This window comes from Enhydrobacter sp., from assembly GCA_025808875.1.
Lineage (GTDB): Bacteria > Pseudomonadota > Alphaproteobacteria > Reyranellales > Reyranellaceae > Reyranella.
This window is the reverse complement of the sequence record CP075528.1, coordinates 5047030-5062272: the sequence shown is the minus strand read 5'-3', so window position 1 is coordinate 5062272 and position 15243 is coordinate 5047030. Positions and strand designations below refer to the sequence as shown.

Annotated in this window: 12 protein-coding genes; 11 read left to right on the top strand and 1 reads right to left on the bottom strand. The window is 66.4% G+C overall.

What is annotated here, in order from left to right; genetic code table 11:
- Positions 1 to 2 precede the first annotated feature (2 nt).
- The 11 genes from KIT25_25060 to KIT25_25010 all read left to right on the top strand — a co-directional run bounded on the left by KIT25_25060 (position 3) and on the right by KIT25_25010 (position 13309).
- A complete protein-coding gene (locus KIT25_25060; protein UYN95238.1) occupies positions 3 to 1475 on the top strand; it encodes a M81 family metallopeptidase in 1473 nt (490 codons plus the stop codon).
- Between the two features lie 10 nt (positions 1476 to 1485).
- Positions 1486 to 2301, top strand: a complete 816-nt coding sequence (locus tag KIT25_25055) for a universal stress protein (GenBank protein ID UYN95237.1) — start codon at positions 1486 to 1488, stop codon at positions 2299 to 2301.
- A gap of 142 nt (positions 2302 to 2443) precedes the next feature.
- Positions 2444 to 3376 (top strand): ribose-phosphate pyrophosphokinase, encoded by a 933-nt coding sequence (locus tag KIT25_25050; GenBank protein ID UYN95236.1) that lies wholly within the window; start codon positions 2444 to 2446, stop codon positions 3374 to 3376.
- A 102-nt stretch (positions 3377 to 3478) separates the two neighbouring features.
- The gene (locus KIT25_25045) at positions 3479 to 4219 is read left to right on the top strand and encodes a 50S ribosomal protein L25/general stress protein Ctc (GenBank protein ID UYN95235.1); all 741 of its coding nucleotides are present in this window, start codon (positions 3479 to 3481) and stop codon (positions 4217 to 4219) included.
- A 9-nt stretch (positions 4220 to 4228) separates the two neighbouring features.
- Positions 4229 to 4852 (top strand): aminoacyl-tRNA hydrolase, encoded by a 624-nt coding sequence (gene pth / locus KIT25_25040; GenBank protein UYN95234.1) that lies wholly within the window; start codon positions 4229 to 4231, stop codon positions 4850 to 4852.
- Positions 4853 to 4856: 4 nt separating this feature from the next.
- Entirely contained in the window at positions 4857 to 5954 is a 1098-nt protein-coding gene (gene ychF / locus KIT25_25035) for a redox-regulated ATPase YchF (protein ID UYN95233.1), read from the top strand.
- 32 nt (positions 5955 to 5986) lie between these two features.
- The gene (locus KIT25_25030; protein UYN95232.1) at positions 5987 to 6442 is read left to right on the top strand and encodes a formate dehydrogenase subunit gamma; all 456 of its coding nucleotides are present in this window, start codon (positions 5987 to 5989) and stop codon (positions 6440 to 6442) included.
- Positions 6439 to 7941 carry an SLBB domain-containing protein gene (locus KIT25_25025; GenBank protein ID UYN95231.1) on the top strand — a complete coding sequence of 501 codons (1503 nt, stop codon included), beginning with the start codon at positions 6439 to 6441 and terminating at the stop codon, positions 7939 to 7941. Before KIT25_25030 ends, KIT25_25025 begins: the two co-directional genes overlap by 4 nt.
- 6 nt (positions 7942 to 7947) lie before the next feature.
- On the top strand, positions 7948 to 10791 hold the full coding sequence (fdhF, locus tag KIT25_25020; GenBank protein ID UYN95230.1) for a formate dehydrogenase subunit alpha: 2844 nt from the start codon (positions 7948 to 7950) through the stop codon (positions 10789 to 10791).
- 27 nt (positions 10792 to 10818) lie between these two features.
- Positions 10819 to 11019, top strand: a complete 201-nt coding sequence (locus KIT25_25015) for a formate dehydrogenase subunit delta (protein UYN98058.1) — start codon at positions 10819 to 10821, stop codon at positions 11017 to 11019.
- A gap of 19 nt (positions 11020 to 11038) precedes the next feature.
- Positions 11039 to 13309 (top strand): xanthine dehydrogenase family protein molybdopterin-binding subunit, encoded by a 2271-nt coding sequence (locus KIT25_25010; GenBank protein ID UYN95229.1) that lies wholly within the window; start codon positions 11039 to 11041, stop codon positions 13307 to 13309.
- Here KIT25_25010 and KIT25_25005 read toward each other — a convergent pair.
- A complete protein-coding gene (locus KIT25_25005) occupies positions 13306 to 15183 on the bottom strand; it encodes a PhoX family phosphatase (protein ID UYN95228.1) in 1878 nt (625 codons plus the stop codon). The genes KIT25_25010 and KIT25_25005 overlap by 4 nt on opposite strands.
- Between the last annotated feature and the right edge of the window lie 60 nt (positions 15184 to 15243).

Sequence of the window (15243 nt, the reverse complement as noted above, 5' to 3'; positions counted from 1 at the left end):
CGATGAAGAAGATTTTCACCGCTTGTCTCGGCACCGAGACCAACACCTTCGCCTCCATCCCCACCGGCCATCAGCTCTTTCAGGAGACCTGCCTTTACCGCAAGGGCAGCTACGGCAAGAATGTGCCGATGTTCGGCGCGCCGCTCGCCGTTTGGCGCCAGCGCGCCGAGGCCAAGGGCTGGCAAGTCGTCGAGAGCCTGTGCGCCTTCGCCCAGCCCGCCGGCAAGACGGTCAGGAAAGTCTACGAGTCGTTTCGCGACGAAATCGTCGCCGACCTCGAGGCGGCGATGCCGGTCGACGGCGTGTTCCTGTCGATGCACGGCGCCATGGTCGCCGAAGGCTACGACGATTGCGAAAGCGACCTGCTCGCGCACGTTCGCGGGGTCGTCGGGCCGGAGGTGCCGGTCGGGGTGGAGTTCGATCTACATTGCAATATCGGCGAAGGCACGCTTCGCGACGCGACGGCCCTGGTGCTGTTCAAGGAATACCCGCATGTCGACGTGCCCGACCGCGCCGACGATCTCTTCACGGTGATGGAGGGCGCGATCGAGGGCCGCACAAAGCCGGTGATGGTGGCCTACGACTGCAGGATGATCGGCGTGTTCCACACCACGCGCCAGCCGATGCGCGGCTTCGTCGACAAGCTCAAGGCGATGGAGGGTAAGGACGGCGTACTCTCGCTCTCCATCGGCCACGGCTTCCCATGGGCCGACGTGAGGGAAATGGGCACCCGCATCATCGCCATCACCGACGGCGACAAGCCGAAGGCGGAGAAAATCGCCCGCGAACTCGGTCGCGAATTCTTCGCCATGCGTGCCGAGACCCAGCCGCCTTACGTCACGCTCGAAGCCGCGATGGCCCGGGTCAGCACCCACAACCTGCCTAAGCCCATGGTGTTGGCCGACGTCTCCGACAACGCGGGGGGCGGCGCGGCGTCCGACTCGACCTTCCTGCTCAAGGCGCTGCTCGATCGCAAGGTCAGGGACGCGGCGCTCGGCATGGTGTGGGATCCCGGTGCCGTGAAGCTCGCCTTCGAAGTCGGCGAAGGTGCCGAACTCGACATCCGCCTGGGCGGCAAGCTAGGACCGCAATCCGGCCCGCCGGTCGACGCCCGCGCCAGGGTGCTGAAGGTCGAGAAGGACGTCACCATCGAGTTCGGTGGCGAGCGCAAGAGCGTCGGCTCCATCGGCGACGCCGCCGCGCTCGAGATCGACGGAGTAACCGTCATCGTGAACTCGAGGCGGACGCAGTGCTTGAGCCGTGATTGCTTCACCAAACTCGGTGTCGATCCATCGACCAAGAAAGTCGTCGTGGTCAAGTCGATGCAGCACTTCCATGCCGCCTATGCACCGATCGCATCCGAGGTGGTGTACGTGGCCGCGCCCGGCGCGCTCGTGCCCGACTGGTCTCTGCTGCCCTACACGAAGGTCGACAAGGCACAGTGGCCGTTCCTTGCCGATCCCGACAAGGCGTGAGGATGGCGCCGTGATCAAGTCGATCCTCGCCGTCGCCGAGGGCGGCCCCGATTGTGCCATGGCCTTTCGGACGGCGTCGCAGGTCGCCCGGAACTTCGGCGCTACCGTCGAAGCCGTCTACTTCGCCGCCAAGACGGCCGACGGCGCGAGTCTCGGAGCGCAGGCGATGCCGTTCCTCGCCGAGATGGAGCGGACGCGACTGTTGGCACGCGCGCGCAACGCCAAGTCCGCCTTCGCCGAATTCCTCGCCGCCGATGGCGACAACAGTTTCGACGACGGTGGAGTCGTGCTTTCAAGTCTCGTCGACCGCGGTCGTCGCGCCGACCTGATCGTTCTCGGTCGTCCCGGCATGGATACCGAGAACACCGAACCAGCCAGCGTAGGCGCCGCGATCCACGGCTGCGCCCGCCCGGTGATGATCGCACCACCCGACCCGCAGCCGCGCCCGTTCGGCTCGGTGATCGTGGCCTGGAACGGCAGCCAACAGGCGTCGCGTGCAGTGCATCACGCGTTGCCGATCCTGGCCCGCGCCAACAAGGTCGCGGCGCTGGTGGTGGACGAGGAGCCCGACATCGTGGGCGCCCCTGCGCTTCTCACCTATCTCGCGCGCCACGGAATCGCAGCTTCGGTGCAGGCAATTCGTCCCAATGCAGCGACCGGACGCTCACGTGGCAGGGCATTGCTGGAGTACGTCAGGGCCGAGGGCGCCGACTGCCTGGTGATGGGCGCCTATGGAGGCGGACAGCTCCGCAGCTTCCTCGGCCTCGGCGGCGCGACGGCCAAGGTGGTCTCAGCGTGCCCGATTCCCCTGCTGCTGGCGCACTGAACCGCTACAAAAGGTCCGGTTTCAAGCCGTTTACAGACTTCGGGCGCATTGGTATGTTCCGCCCCGTCGCGGCCGGGGATGGCCGCTTTGTCGTCTCATATCAACGACTTAGCAAGGCCCCGCCCGGCGTGAGGGGCACGCGATGAAGATCATCACCGGCAACAGCAACAAACCGCTGGCGGAAGCCATCTCGGCGAAGCTGGCGTTGCCGCTGGTCAAGGCCAACATCCGGCGCTTCTCCGACAATGAGATCTTCGTCGAGATTCTCGAGAACGTGCGCGGCGAGGACGTCTTCGTCATTCAGTCCACGAGCTTCCCTGCCAACGACCACTTGATGGAACTGCTGATCACGATCGATGCTCTGAGGCGCTCGTCGGCACGCCGCATCACGGCGGTGATGCCCTATTACGGCTATGCCCGACAGGACCGAAAGACCGGATCGCGCACGCCGATCTCGGCCAAGCTGGTCGCCAACCTGATCACCCACGCCGGCGCTCATCGCGTGCTGACCCTCGACCTTCACGCGGGCCAGATCCAGGGCTTCTTCGACATACCGCTCGACAACCTCTATGCCGGCCCGGTCTTCTCGAAGGACATCAACGAGACGCTGTCCAACCGCAACCTCACCGTCGTGTCGCCGGACACCGGTGGCGTGGTGCGGGCCAGGGCGATCGCCAAGCGCATCGAGGCCGATCTGGCCATCATCGACAAGCGGCGCGAGCAGGCCGGTGTCAGCGAGGTCATGAACGTGATCGGCGACGTGAAGGACCGCGATTGCATCCTGATCGACGACATCGTCGATTCGGCGGGCACGTTGTGCAACGCGGCCGTCGCCTTGATGGACCATGGCGCCAAGTCGGTGTCGGCCTATGTCACGCACGGTGTTCTGTCGGGCGGCGCAGTGGCGCGCGTCGCGGCCTCGCCGATGGAGAAGCTGGTCATCACCGACTCGATCCAGCCGACGGAGGCGGTGCGGGTGTCGCCGAACGTGCGGCCGCTCAGCATCGCGCCCCTGATGGCCGAGGCAATGAAGCGCATCGCCGACGAGGCGTCGGTGTCGAGCTTGTTCGACTAGGCCCATTCGACCGAGAAGTTTCAGGAGATCCGGCGCTTGGCACCCCTGGAGGCCACGCCGCGATGACAGAGAGCAACAGAGATAGAGATAGGAGAAGTTGAGATGGCAGAGACGACCAAAGTCGTCGCGAAGAAGCGGGACCGGGCCGGCAAAGGGGGCGCCCGGGCCAGCCGTCGCGATGGACTGATTCCCGCCGTGATTTACGGCGACAAGCAGGCCCCGCTGATGATCGCGGTCGAACCCAAATCGATCGAACGCGAACTGCACAAGGAGGGTTTCTTCAATCACCTGATGAAGATCGACGTCGACGGCCAGGGATTCGATGTCCTGCCGCGGGACGTGCAGGTCGATCCGGTGACGGACAAGCCTCTGCATCTTGACTTCCTGCGCGTCGGTCCCGATTCGGTCATCACCGTGCAGGTGCCCGTGCATTTCAAGAACGAGGCGGCGGCCCCGGGCATCAAGCGCGGCGGCGTGCTCAACATCGTTCTGCACGAGATCGCGGTACGCACCAAACCCGCGACCATCCCGGAGTATTTCGAGGTCGACCTGACCGGCCTCGAGATCGGTCATTCGGTGCACATCTCGGCGCTCAAGGTGCCCGACGGCGTGCGCCTCGTGACGCGCGAGAAGGACGCCACCGTGGCCTCGATCGCCGCTCCGACCGTGGTCCGTGAAGCTGCCGCCGAGGCCGCGGCCGCACCGGCCGCAGCTGCCGACGGTGCCGCCGCTCCGGCGGCCGGGGGTGCTGCCCCCGCAGCAGGCGCCGCGCCGGCCACCGGCGCGTCACCGGCAGCGGGCACCGCTGCAGGTGCCAAGGCGCCGGCACCGGCCAAGAAGTAAGCGCATCCTTTGCTGCTGCTGGTCGGCCTCGGCAATCCCGGGCCGCGCTACGCGGGGCACCGGCATAATGTGGGATTCATGGCGGTGGACGAGATCGTCCGCCGCCGTGTCTTCTCGCCATGGCGTGCACGCTTCCAGGGCGAGGTGGCCGAAGGCCATCTGGGCGGCGAGCGCACGCTCGTGCTGAAACCCCTGACCTTCATGAACGAGTCGAGCCGGGCGGTCGGCGAGGCGGTGCGGTTTCTCAAAGTCCCGCTCGATCGGGTCGTCGTCTTTCACGACGAACTCGACCTCGCGCCGGGGCGGGTGCGCATGAAGAGAGGTGGCGGCGCGGGCGGGCACAACGGTCTGCGCGACATCGACGCCCATGTCGGCAACGACTACCGCCGGGTTCGAATCGGCATCGGCCATCCAGGCCACAAGGATCTGGTGTTGAGCTGGGTTCTGCGCGACTTCGCTCCCGACGAGCGCGATGCCCGGGCCGGCTGGCTCCCCAGGGTGCTGAACGCGCTCGCGGAGGAATCGGCGCTCCTGGTCGAAGGCGGCGCCAAGGCCGACGAGCGCTATATGAGCCGGGTGGCGCACCTCGCGCCGCCACCGGACGTGCCGGCAAGGCTGAACATCAAAGAGTAGGCATATGGGTTTCAATTGCGGCATCGTCGGCCTGCCCAACGTCGGCAAGTCGACCCTCTTCAACGCGCTGACCGCCACGCAGGCGGCACAGGCGGCCAACTACCCGTTCTGTACCATCGAGCCGAATGTCGGCCGCGTCGCCGTTCCCGATCCACGCCTCGACAGGCTCGCGGGCATCGCGAGTTCGGCGAAGATCGTCCACACGCAGCTCGAGTTCGTCGACATCGCGGGCCTGGTGAAGGGTGCCAGCAAGGGCGAGGGACTCGGCAACCAGTTCCTCGCTAACATCCGCGAAGTCGACGCCATCGCCCACGTCCTGCGCTGCTTCGAGGATGGCGACGTCACGCACGTGGCGGGCAGTGTCGATCCCGTCCGCGACGCCGAGATCGTCGAGACCGAGCTGATGCTGGCCGACCTCGATTCACTCGAGAAGCGCCTACCCAACCTCGAAAAGCGCGCGAAGGGCGGCGACAAGGAGGCGGCTGCCGAGATGCCTGCCGTACGGAAGGCGCTCGAGGCACTGCGCGACGGCAGGCCGGCGCGCAATGCCGAGCTCACTGCCGAAGAGCGACCAGTGTTCGGGCGGCTGCAGCTCATCACCGCCAAGCCGATGATGTACGTGCTGAACGTCGAAGAGGCATCGGCCGCGACGGGCAACAAATACAGTGCGACAGCCGAGGCGTGGGCGAGGGAGCGCGGCATCCCCTCCGTCGTCATTTCAGCAGCCATCGAGGCAGAGGTTGCACAACTTCCACCGGAGGATCAGGCCGAGTATCTCGCTTCGCTCGGTCTAGAGGAAACCGGCCTCGCCCGAGTGGTGCGTGCGGGCTATGCGCTGCTCGATCTCGTGACCTTCTTCACCGTCGGGCCCAAGGAAGCGCGCGCCTGGACGGTGCGGCGGGAGGCCAAGGCACCCGAGGCCGCAGGCGTCATCCATACCGACTTCGAGAAAGGCTTCATCCGTGCCGAGACCGTCGCCTACGACGACTACGTGTCGTTGGGCGGCGAGGCCGGCGCCCGCGACGCCGGCAAGCTTCGGCTGGAAGGCAAGGAGTACGCGGTCAGGGACGGTGACGTCTTCCACTTCCGTTTCAACGTCTAGCGGTCGGGGGCGGCGAGCCCTATCATCGGTGCATGTTCGCGCCATGGAGTGAATCGGTCGCGTCCGACATCATCGATCGGCATAGGAGCCGCGAGGGGCCGTTGCTGCCGATCCTGCACGCGCTGCAGGCGGCGTTCGGCTGCATTCCCAGACCTGCCCTGCCCTTCGTTGCCCGGGCACTCAACCTCACGCGTGCCGAGGTTCACGGCGTGGTATCGTTCTACCACGACTTCCGCGAGGAGCCTGCCGGCCGCCAGGTCCTGAAGCTCTGCCGGGCGGAGGCGTGCCAGTCGATGGGCGCCGAGGCATTGGCCCGGCAGATTCTCGACCATTTCGGCGTCGACTGGGGAGCCACGACCGCCGACGGCCGACTCACTATCGAGGCCACCTACTGTCTCGGGCTCTGCGCCTGCGCGCCAGCGGCACTGCTCGACGGCGAACCCTTAGGTCGCTTGACTCCGAATCTCCTGCAAGAGTTCGTGCCATGACGGTGCGCGTTTTCGTTCCCTGCGATGCCGCCGCCCGTGCCGTGGGCGCCGACAAGGTTGCCGCGGCAATCGCGGTGGAGGCGCAACGACGCGGCATGGAGGTCGCTGTGACGCGCACGGGCTCGCGCGGCCTCTTCTGGCTCGAACCCATGATCGAGGTTCAAACGTCACAGGGGCGGATCGCCTTCGGACCCGTGACCCCCGGCGATGTATCGACGTTGCTGCCGTTCGAGCGCAGCCACAGGCTGTGCCTCGGCGACATCGAGAAAATTCCCTTCCTCGCGCGTCAGACCCGCATCACTTTCGCGCGTTGCGGTGCCATCGACCCGCTGACGCTCCTGCCGTGGCGCGGTCTGGAACGGGCGAGAAGCCTCGGTCCGGCCGCGACCCTGGTCGAGGTCGAGAAGTCCGGCCTGCGCGGGCGAGGCGGCGCAGGCTTTCCCACCGGCATCAAGTGGAAAACGGTCGCCGGTACCGCATCCGACCGCAAGTACATCGTCTGCAATGCCGACGAGGGCGATTCCGGCACCTACGCCGATCGCATGATCATGGAGGGCGACCCGTTCCTTCTGATCGAGGGTATGGCGATAGCGGGCTTCGCAGTCGGCGCGTCCAAGGGCTATGTCTACATTCGCTCGGAGTACCCTGACGCGATCCGGACGATGGAGAAGGCGATCGCTGTCGCACGAGCGGCTGGCGCCATCGACGATTTCGACCTGGAACTGCGCGTCGGTGCCGGTGCCTACGTCTGCGGCGAGGAGACGTCGCTGCTCGAGAGCATCGAGGGCAAGCGTGGGCAGGTGCGGGCCAAGCCGCCCCTGCCGGCGCACAAGGGATTGTTCGGCAGGCCGACCGTCATCAACAACGTCCTCACTCTCGCCGCTGCGCCGTCGATCCTGGCCGATGGCGCCGAGGCCTATGCAACGCTCGGACACGGACGCTCGCGGGGTACGATGCCGATCCAGCTCGCCGGCAATGTCCGGCATGCCGGGTTATTCGAGGCACCGTTCGGTCTGACATTGGGCGAGATCGTCGACGACATCGGCGGCGGCACGCGGAGCGGCCGGCCCACGCGCGCCGTGCAAGTCGGCGGGCCGCTCGGCGCCTATTTTCCCCGAGCGTTGTTCGACACACCATTCGACTATGAAGCGTTCGCCGCACGCGACGGGCTGATCGGCCATGGCGGCGTGGTGGTGTTCGACGACACCGTCGACATGGCGCGCCAAGCCCGCTTCGCGCTGGAGTTCTGCGGCATCGAATCCTGCGGCAAGTGCACGCCCTGCCGCATCGGCTCAAAGCGCGGCGTGGAGACCATGGACAGGATCATTCGGGGAGAACGCCGCGAAGCCAACCTCGCCCTGATCGAAGATCTTTGCCAGACGCTTAAATTCGGCTCACTCTGCGCTTTGGGTGGCTTCACCCCCTACCCGGTGATGAGCGCCGTGCGCCACTTCCCCGAGGACTTCGATCGCCCGCCGGCACGGCTGGCGGCGGAATAGAGCATCATGTCGCTGATTCACGAGCACGACTTTGGTACCCCGGCGAGCCACTCGGACGAGGCGGTGACGCTGACGATCGACGGACGAACCGTGACCGTGCCCGCCGGTACGTCGGTGATGCGTGCCGCTCGCGAAGCGGGCATCGGCGTCCCCAAGCTCTGCGCCACCGACTCCGTCGAGGCGTTCGGCTCGTGCCGGCTGTGCCTCGTCGAGATCGCCGGTCGCCCCGGTACGCCGGCGTCCTGCACCACGCCGGTCGCGGCCGGTTTGGTCGTGTCGACGCAGACCGAGCGGCTGAAGCAGATCCGCCGCGGGGTGATGGAGCTCTATATCTCCGATCATCCCCTCGATTGCCTGACCTGCGCCGCCAACGGCGACTGTGAGCTGCAGGACATGGCGGGTGCCGTCGGCCTGCGAGAGGTACGCTACGGCTACGACGGCGAGAGCCACACGATCCAGCCAAAGGACGAATCGAACCCCTATTTCACCTTCGATCCGTCGAAATGCATCGTCTGCTCGCGCTGCGTCAGGGCATGCGAGGAGGTGCAGGGCACCTTCGCCTTGACCATCCAGGGTCGGGGGTTCGACTCCAAGGTGTCTGCGGGCACGGCCGGCGACGACTTCCTCAGTTCCGAGTGCGTGTCGTGCGGCGCCTGCGTGCAAGCCTGCCCGACGGCGACACTGTCCGAGAAAAGCCTGATCGAGATCGGACAACCGGAGCATTCGGTCGTGACGACTTGTGCCTATTGCGGCGTCGGCTGCAGCTTCAAGGCCGAGATGCGCGGCGAGGAACTCGTGCGCATGGTGCCGTGGAAGGATGGCAAAGCCAATCGCGGACATTCCTGCATCAAGGGTCGCTTCGCCTGGGGCTACGCCCAGCACGGCGAGCGCATCCTCGGGCCGCTGATGCGCGAGTCGATCGACCAACCCTGGCGCGAGGTGAGCTGGCAGGAAGCGATCGGCCATGTCGCGTCGGAATTCAAGCGGCTGCAAACCAAGTATGGCCGCGGCTCCGTCGGCGGCATCACCTCCTCGCGCTGTACCAACGAGGAGACCTATCTGGTGCAGAAGCTGGTTCGGGGCGGCTTCGGCAACAACAACGTCGACACCTGTGCGCGCGTGTGCCACTCGCCGACCGGCTATGGCCTCAAGACGGCGTTCGGCACATCGGCCGGCACGCAGGACTTCGATTCGGTCGAGCAGGCCGACGTGATCCTGGTGATTGGCGCCAATCCGACCGATGCGCACCCGGTCTTCGCGTCACGGATGAAGAAGCGGTTGCGGCAAGGAGCCAAGCTCATTGTCATCGATCCGAGACGCATCGACCTCGTTCGCATGCCTCATGTCGAGGCCGCTCATCATCTTGCCCTGCGACCGGGCACCAATGCCGCGATCCTCAATGCGCTGGCCCACGTGATCGTTGTCGAAGGCCTGGTGAACGACGGGTTCGTCCGCCAGTTCTGCGATCTCGATGCCTTCGAGCATTGGGCGGCATTTGTCGCCGAACCTAGCAACAGCCCCGAGACTGTCGCCCTGCTATCAGGCGTCCCCGCCGAGACGATCCGCGCCGCGGCCCGGCTCTACGCGAGCGGCGGCAACGCCGCGATCTACTACGGGCTCGGCGTCACAGAGCACAGTCAAGGCACGACGGCGGTGATGGCGCTCGCCAATCTCGCCATGGCGACCGGCAACCTCGGCCGGCCCGGCGTCGGCGTGAATCCCCTGCGCGGGCAGAACAACGTCCAGGGCTCGTGCGACATGGGATCCTTCCCGCACGAAGTGACCGGCTATCGCCACATCTCGGACGAGACGACACGCGCGAGCTTCGAGGCGCTTTGGGGGCGGCCGCTCGATGCCGAGCCGGGCCTGCGTATCCCCAACATGTTCGATGCCGCGCTCGACGGCACGTTCAAGGGCCTATACGTGCAGGGTGAGGACATCCTGCAGTCCGATCCCGACACGGCTCATGTCGCCGCCGCCCTGAAGGCGATGGAGTGCGTGGTGGTGCAGGACCTGTTCCTCAACGAGACGGCGGCCTACGCTCACGTCTTCCTGCCGGGCTCCACGTTCCTGGAGAAGGACGGCACCTTCACCAATGCCGAGCGACGGATCAACCGCGTCCGCAAGGTGATGACTCCCCGGAACGGCATGGCCGATTGGGAAATTACGCTCGCCATCGCGAAGGCGATGGGCTTCGATATGCACTATGACCACCCGGCGCAGATCATGGACGAGATCGCGCAGTTGACGCCGACATTCGCAGGCGTGTCCTACGACCTCCTCGATTGCGTCGGATCCGTCCAGTGGCCGTGCAACGAAGCGGCGCCGCTCGGCACGCCGGTCATGCATATCGGCGGCTTCGTGCGCGGCAAGGGCAATTTCATGATCACCGAGTACGTGCCGACCGATGAACGCGCGGGACCGCGCTTTCCCCTGCTTCTCACCACCGGCCGGATCCTGTCGCAATACAATGTCGGTGCCCAGACACGGCGAACGAGGAATGTCGTCTGGCACGACCAGGACGTTCTGGAAATCCATCCGCACGACGCGGAGCAACGCGGCGTGCGCCACGGCGACTGGGTGAAGCTGGAAAGTCGCAAGGGCGGTACGACCCTGCGCGCGGAGATCACAGACCGCGTCGCGCCCGGAGTCGTCTACACGACGTTCCATTTCCCCGAGACGCAAACCAACGTCGTGACCACGGAGTTCTCGGACTGGGCCACCAACTGCCCCGAATACAAGGTCACCGCCGTCCAGGTGTCGCCGTCCAACGGGCCGAGCGATTGGCAGCGCGACTACCGGGCAGAGACCGAACGCGGGCGGCGCATCGCCGAGGCAGCGGCGGAGTAGACGTTCGTGTCGACTGACAAGCTCGTGATGATGGCCAATCAGATCGGCAGATTCTTCGTGCCTCAGAAGAGCGGCGACCCCGTCGATGCCATCGCCGACCATCTGAGGAAGTTCTGGGATCCGCGGATGCGGTCGGCCATTCTCGATCATCTCGACAAGGGCGGCGCCGGGCTCGACGTGCCGGTGCGCGAGGCGGTGCGACGTCTTCGCCGCCCAGGTTCCGCCTGATCGACCGTACCGGATCCAGATGAAGAGCGGCATCGGCGTTGCGCTACCGAGGCTGGAGGACGGTCGCCTGCTGACCGGCGGCGGCCAGTACAGCGACGACTTCGCCATGCCGGGTCAAGCTTACGCCGTCGTGGTGCGTTCCATGCACGCACATGCCCGCATCGTTTCGGTGGATGCCGATGCGGCGAGCGCAATGCCCGGCGTCTTGGCGATACTGACCGCAGCCGATCTTCTCGTCGACGGTCTGAAGCCGATTCCGCACATCCCGGCGGCGATGAGCCCGCCGGACATCCGCCTCGACAACAGCGACGGCTCGCCACACAAGATCCTGCACCCGACACTTCTCGCCACGGAGGTCGTTCGCCATGTGGGCGAGGCAGTCGCGTTCGTGGTGGCCGATACGCTTGCCGCAGCGAAGGACGCAGCAGAGGCAGTGGAAGTCGAGTACGAGCCGCTGCCGGCGCTGGTCGAAGCGGCGGCGGCGGTTGGCGATCCCCGGCGCGTCGCTGTCGACGCGCGCGTCGGTGAACCCGACGCTGTGCGGTCCGGTTTCACGGCAGCAGCCTACGTAGTGCGGCTTTCCACCGACATTCAGCGCGTCACGGGCGTACCCATGGAGCCGCGCGCCGCGCTCGGCCAGTACGAAGCGGCGACCGGCCGCTATACGCTTCATGCCGGTGGCGGCGCCGTGGTCAGGCCGAAGAAGGAGATCGCGCTGATCCTCGGCATCGAACCCGCCAGGGTACGGGTGATCGCGCGCGACATAGGCGGCAACTTCGGGACACGCAATTTCTTCTTTCCCGAGTTCGCTCTCGTCTGCTGGGCAGCCCGCCGCATCGGAAGGCCAGTCAAGTGGGTCTGCGAACGGCAGGAGGCCTTCCTGAGCGACTATGCCGGGCGCGACTTCCACATCGCTTCGGCGCTCGCGCTCGCCGCCGACGGCACCTTCCTCGGACTCGAGGCGACGAGCATCAGCAACGTCGGTGCCTACACCGCGTCCTTCGTGCCCCTCACCAAGGGCACGCAGCTCATGTCCAGCCTCTACCGTCTGCCCGCGGCGGCGCGTGCCTGTGGCGTGCTGACCAATACGCCGCCAACCGCGCCTTTTCGCAGTGCCGGCCGCCCCGAGGTGATGTTCGTCATGGAGCGTTTGATCGATCTGGCCGCCCGCGACCATGGTTTCGATCGCATCGAGCTGCGTCGCCGCAACCTGATTCGCGACATGCCGCATACGAACTCCTTCGGTGTCACCTACGATACGGGTGACTACGGTGCGGCGCTCGACGCGATCCTGGCTCTTTCGGACTGGAGCGGTTTCGGCGCGCGACGCGACCGCTCGCGCCGCAACGGGTTGTGGCGAGGTATCGGCATTGGCGGCTACGTCGAGGCACAGAGCGGCGCGCCGCATGAACGCGCCGAGGTCTCGGTGCTGCCCGAGGGCGTCGTGGAGATCGTCATCGGCACGTTATCGGCAGGCCAGGGCCATGCCACCAGTTTTGCGCAGCTCGCCTCCGAGTGGCTCGGCATCGCCGCCGACAAGGTGCGCCTCGTCACCGACGACAGCGACCGCCTCGCGGTGGGTGGCGGTTCGCACTCCGGCCGCTCGCTTCGTCTGGCCGCCACGACGGTCCACGCCGCTGCGCAGGGCATCGTCGCCAAGGGACTGAAGCTCGCAGCTCAGTCGTTCGAGGCCGATGAAGGCGACATTTCCTTTGCCGATGGCCGCTTCACCGTGCGCGGAACGGACCGATCCGTTGGGCTATTCGAGCTCGCCGCACGCCACGGCCCGCTCGTCGATGCCGCGAACGTCGACAGCCGTGTCGGCTCCTATCCCTATGGCTGGCATGTTTGCGAGGTCGAGGTCGATGCGGCGACGGGCGTGGTGCGGCTCGATCGCTACGCCGCCATCGACGATGTCGGCCGCGCCGTGAATCCCCTGATCCTTCATGGCCAGACACACGGCGGCATCGCCCAGGGGGCAGGCCAGGCGCTGATGGAACGCTGCGTCTACGAGCCCGGCAGCGGGCAGCTGCTGAGCGCTTCCCTGCTCGACTATGCGCTGCCGCGGGCCGACGACTTGCCGGCATTCGTCACGGCGCTGAGCGAGGTGCCGTCGACCAACCATCCGCTCGGCTTCCGCGGCGGCGGCGAGGGCGGCATCACGCCCGCTCTGGGCGTCATCGTGAATGCCATCGTCGACGCCCTGTCCGAGTTAGGCGTACGGCACATCGACATGCCGGCCACGCCCGAGCGGGTGTGGCGCGCCATCGAGACCGCAAAGCGACGCTAGGAGCCTATGGTGCCGCCGTCCTTCCTGACGATGGCGATGACCGAAGGGCGCGGCGGCATGCCGTCCTTGAAGTCGGGCCAACGGGTCACCGGTCGGTCGAACGTCGATCCTCTCAGTTCGCCGGGATGCTGTATGGCGAGAAAGAGCGCACGATCGTCGGGCGTGAAGATCGGACCGCAGACCTCCGCACCGGCGGGCGACTGGTAGAAGAGCCGGGTCAAGGCGCGGCCATAGCCCTCGGTATCGCAGCCCCAGACCCCATCCGCGACGCCAGCCGCCACCGGGCCGCCATCGGTCGAGATCCAGAGCCGGCCCTTGCTATCGAACGCCACGTTGTCGGGGCAGGAGAGCCAGCCACTGGCCGACGTCGCGCGATGGTAGCGCGCCCCGGCATCCTGCCCCGGCTTGCCGGCCAGCAGAAAGATCGACCAGGTTCCGTCCGCCGAGGCATGGTCCCCGTCCTTCGGCACGATCTCGACGATGTGGCCGTGATCGTTCCGGGCGCGCGGATTGGCAGCCGAAATCTGGTCCGGCCTGCGACTGCCGTTGTTGGTCATGACGACATAGACCTTGCCGGTCGTCGGGCTCGCCTCGACATCCTCCGGCCGATCCATCGGCGTCGCCTTCAACAGGTCGGCGGCCAGGCGCGTGTTGATGACGACGTCGGCCTGGCTGGCAAAGCCATTCTCCGGGGTCAGCGGGCCTTGGCCCTGAACCAGCGGCAGCCACTCGACCTTGCCGTCGTCGGAGAAGCGCGCGACATGGAGCGTGCCCTCGTCGAGCAAGTCCTTGTTGGCGGCGCGGTCGCTCGGGTTCCAGGGGCGCGAAGTGACGAACTTGTAGACGTAGTCGAAGCGCTCGTCGTCGCCCGAATAGAACGCGACCCGCCCATCCCTGCACAATGCATAGGTACAGCCCTCGTGCTTGAAGCGACCGAGTGCCGTGCGCTTCACGGGGATCGAAGCTGGATCGTACGGATCGATCTCGACCACCCAGCCGAATCGGTTTGGCTCGTTCGGCTCCTTTGCGAGGTCGAAGCGGTCGACGTACCTGCTCCACGCCTGCCGCGAGCGACGGAAACCGTAGCGCTTGAGGGACGCCGCGTCGGGATGCTTGGTGGCATCGCCGCCGAAGTAGACGTCGAAGTTCTCTTCGCAGGTGAGCCAGGTCCCCCAAGGCGTGTTGCCGCCCGCGCAGTTGTTCAACATGCCGAGCACGGTGCGTCCGGCAGGGTCGGCCGAGGTCCTCATCTTGTCGTGACCCGCCGCGGGTCCCGAGATCTGCATCGGCGTGTGCGCAGTCAGGCGACGGGCATATTTGCTGCCTTGGACCGGCTTCCACCGTCCGTTATCGAGCGCGATCTCGAGGACGGAGCCGCCATGGGCGGCCATCTCGACTTCGGCCTGGGCCCGCGTTGCGTTCGCACCGCCACCTCGCCCGCCTGGAAACATGAGTGCGGCACTGGTGTACTCGTGGTTGACCACCAGCAGGAAGCGATCGTTGCCCCCGCTGTCGGCAGGCAACGGATACAAGCCGAGATAGTCGTTGTTGTAGCCGAACTGGAGCTCCTGTGCCGATGCGGCCTGATTCATCGCATCGAATTCGGGGGCACCCGGCAGCACGGGGTCTCCCCAACGGACGACGATCTGCGCCTCGTATCCATCCGGTACGTGCTGCTGCTCGTCGAGCCGATGCCCGATCTCGTTGAAGGTCAGGCTCGAGGGGCCGCCGCTTTGCGCCCATGCGGGCGCCGCCGACAGGGCGGCTATGCCCGCCAGACCTTGCAGGGCCTCTCTTCGGCCGAGGCGGCGCTCGATCAACTCGCCGATGGATGCTTCGCGGCTCGAATTGGAACCGCGGTCGTCGTCCTGCATGATGCCCTCCACGTCGCCAGGAGCATCTAGCGTCGACCGGCGATGCTGGCGCGACAGTTC

Coding starts and splice junctions, on each gene's coding strand:
- KIT25_25060 (UYN95238.1), top strand. CDS start 3: ATGAAGAAGATTTTCACCGCTTGTCTCGGCACCGAGACCAACACCTTC.
- KIT25_25050 (UYN95236.1), top strand. CDS start 2,444: ATGAAGATCATCACCGGCAACAGCAACAAACCGCTGGCGGAAGCCATC.
- KIT25_25045 (UYN95235.1), top strand. CDS start 3,479: ATGGCAGAGACGACCAAAGTCGTCGCGAAGAAGCGGGACCGGGCCGGC.
- ychF (UYN95233.1), top strand. CDS start 4,857: ATGGGTTTCAATTGCGGCATCGTCGGCCTGCCCAACGTCGGCAAGTCG.
- KIT25_25030 (UYN95232.1), top strand. CDS start 5,987: ATGTTCGCGCCATGGAGTGAATCGGTCGCGTCCGACATCATCGATCGG.
- KIT25_25025 (UYN95231.1), top strand. CDS start 6,439: ATGACGGTGCGCGTTTTCGTTCCCTGCGATGCCGCCGCCCGTGCCGTG.
- fdhF (UYN95230.1), top strand. CDS start 7,948: ATGTCGCTGATTCACGAGCACGACTTTGGTACCCCGGCGAGCCACTCG.
- KIT25_25015 (UYN98058.1), top strand. CDS start 10,819: ATGATGGCCAATCAGATCGGCAGATTCTTCGTGCCTCAGAAGAGCGGC.
- KIT25_25010 (UYN95229.1), top strand. CDS start 11,039: ATGAAGAGCGGCATCGGCGTTGCGCTACCGAGGCTGGAGGACGGTCGC.
- KIT25_25005 (UYN95228.1), bottom strand. CDS start 15,183: ATGCAGGACGACGACCGCGGTTCCAATTCGAGCCGCGAAGCATCCATC.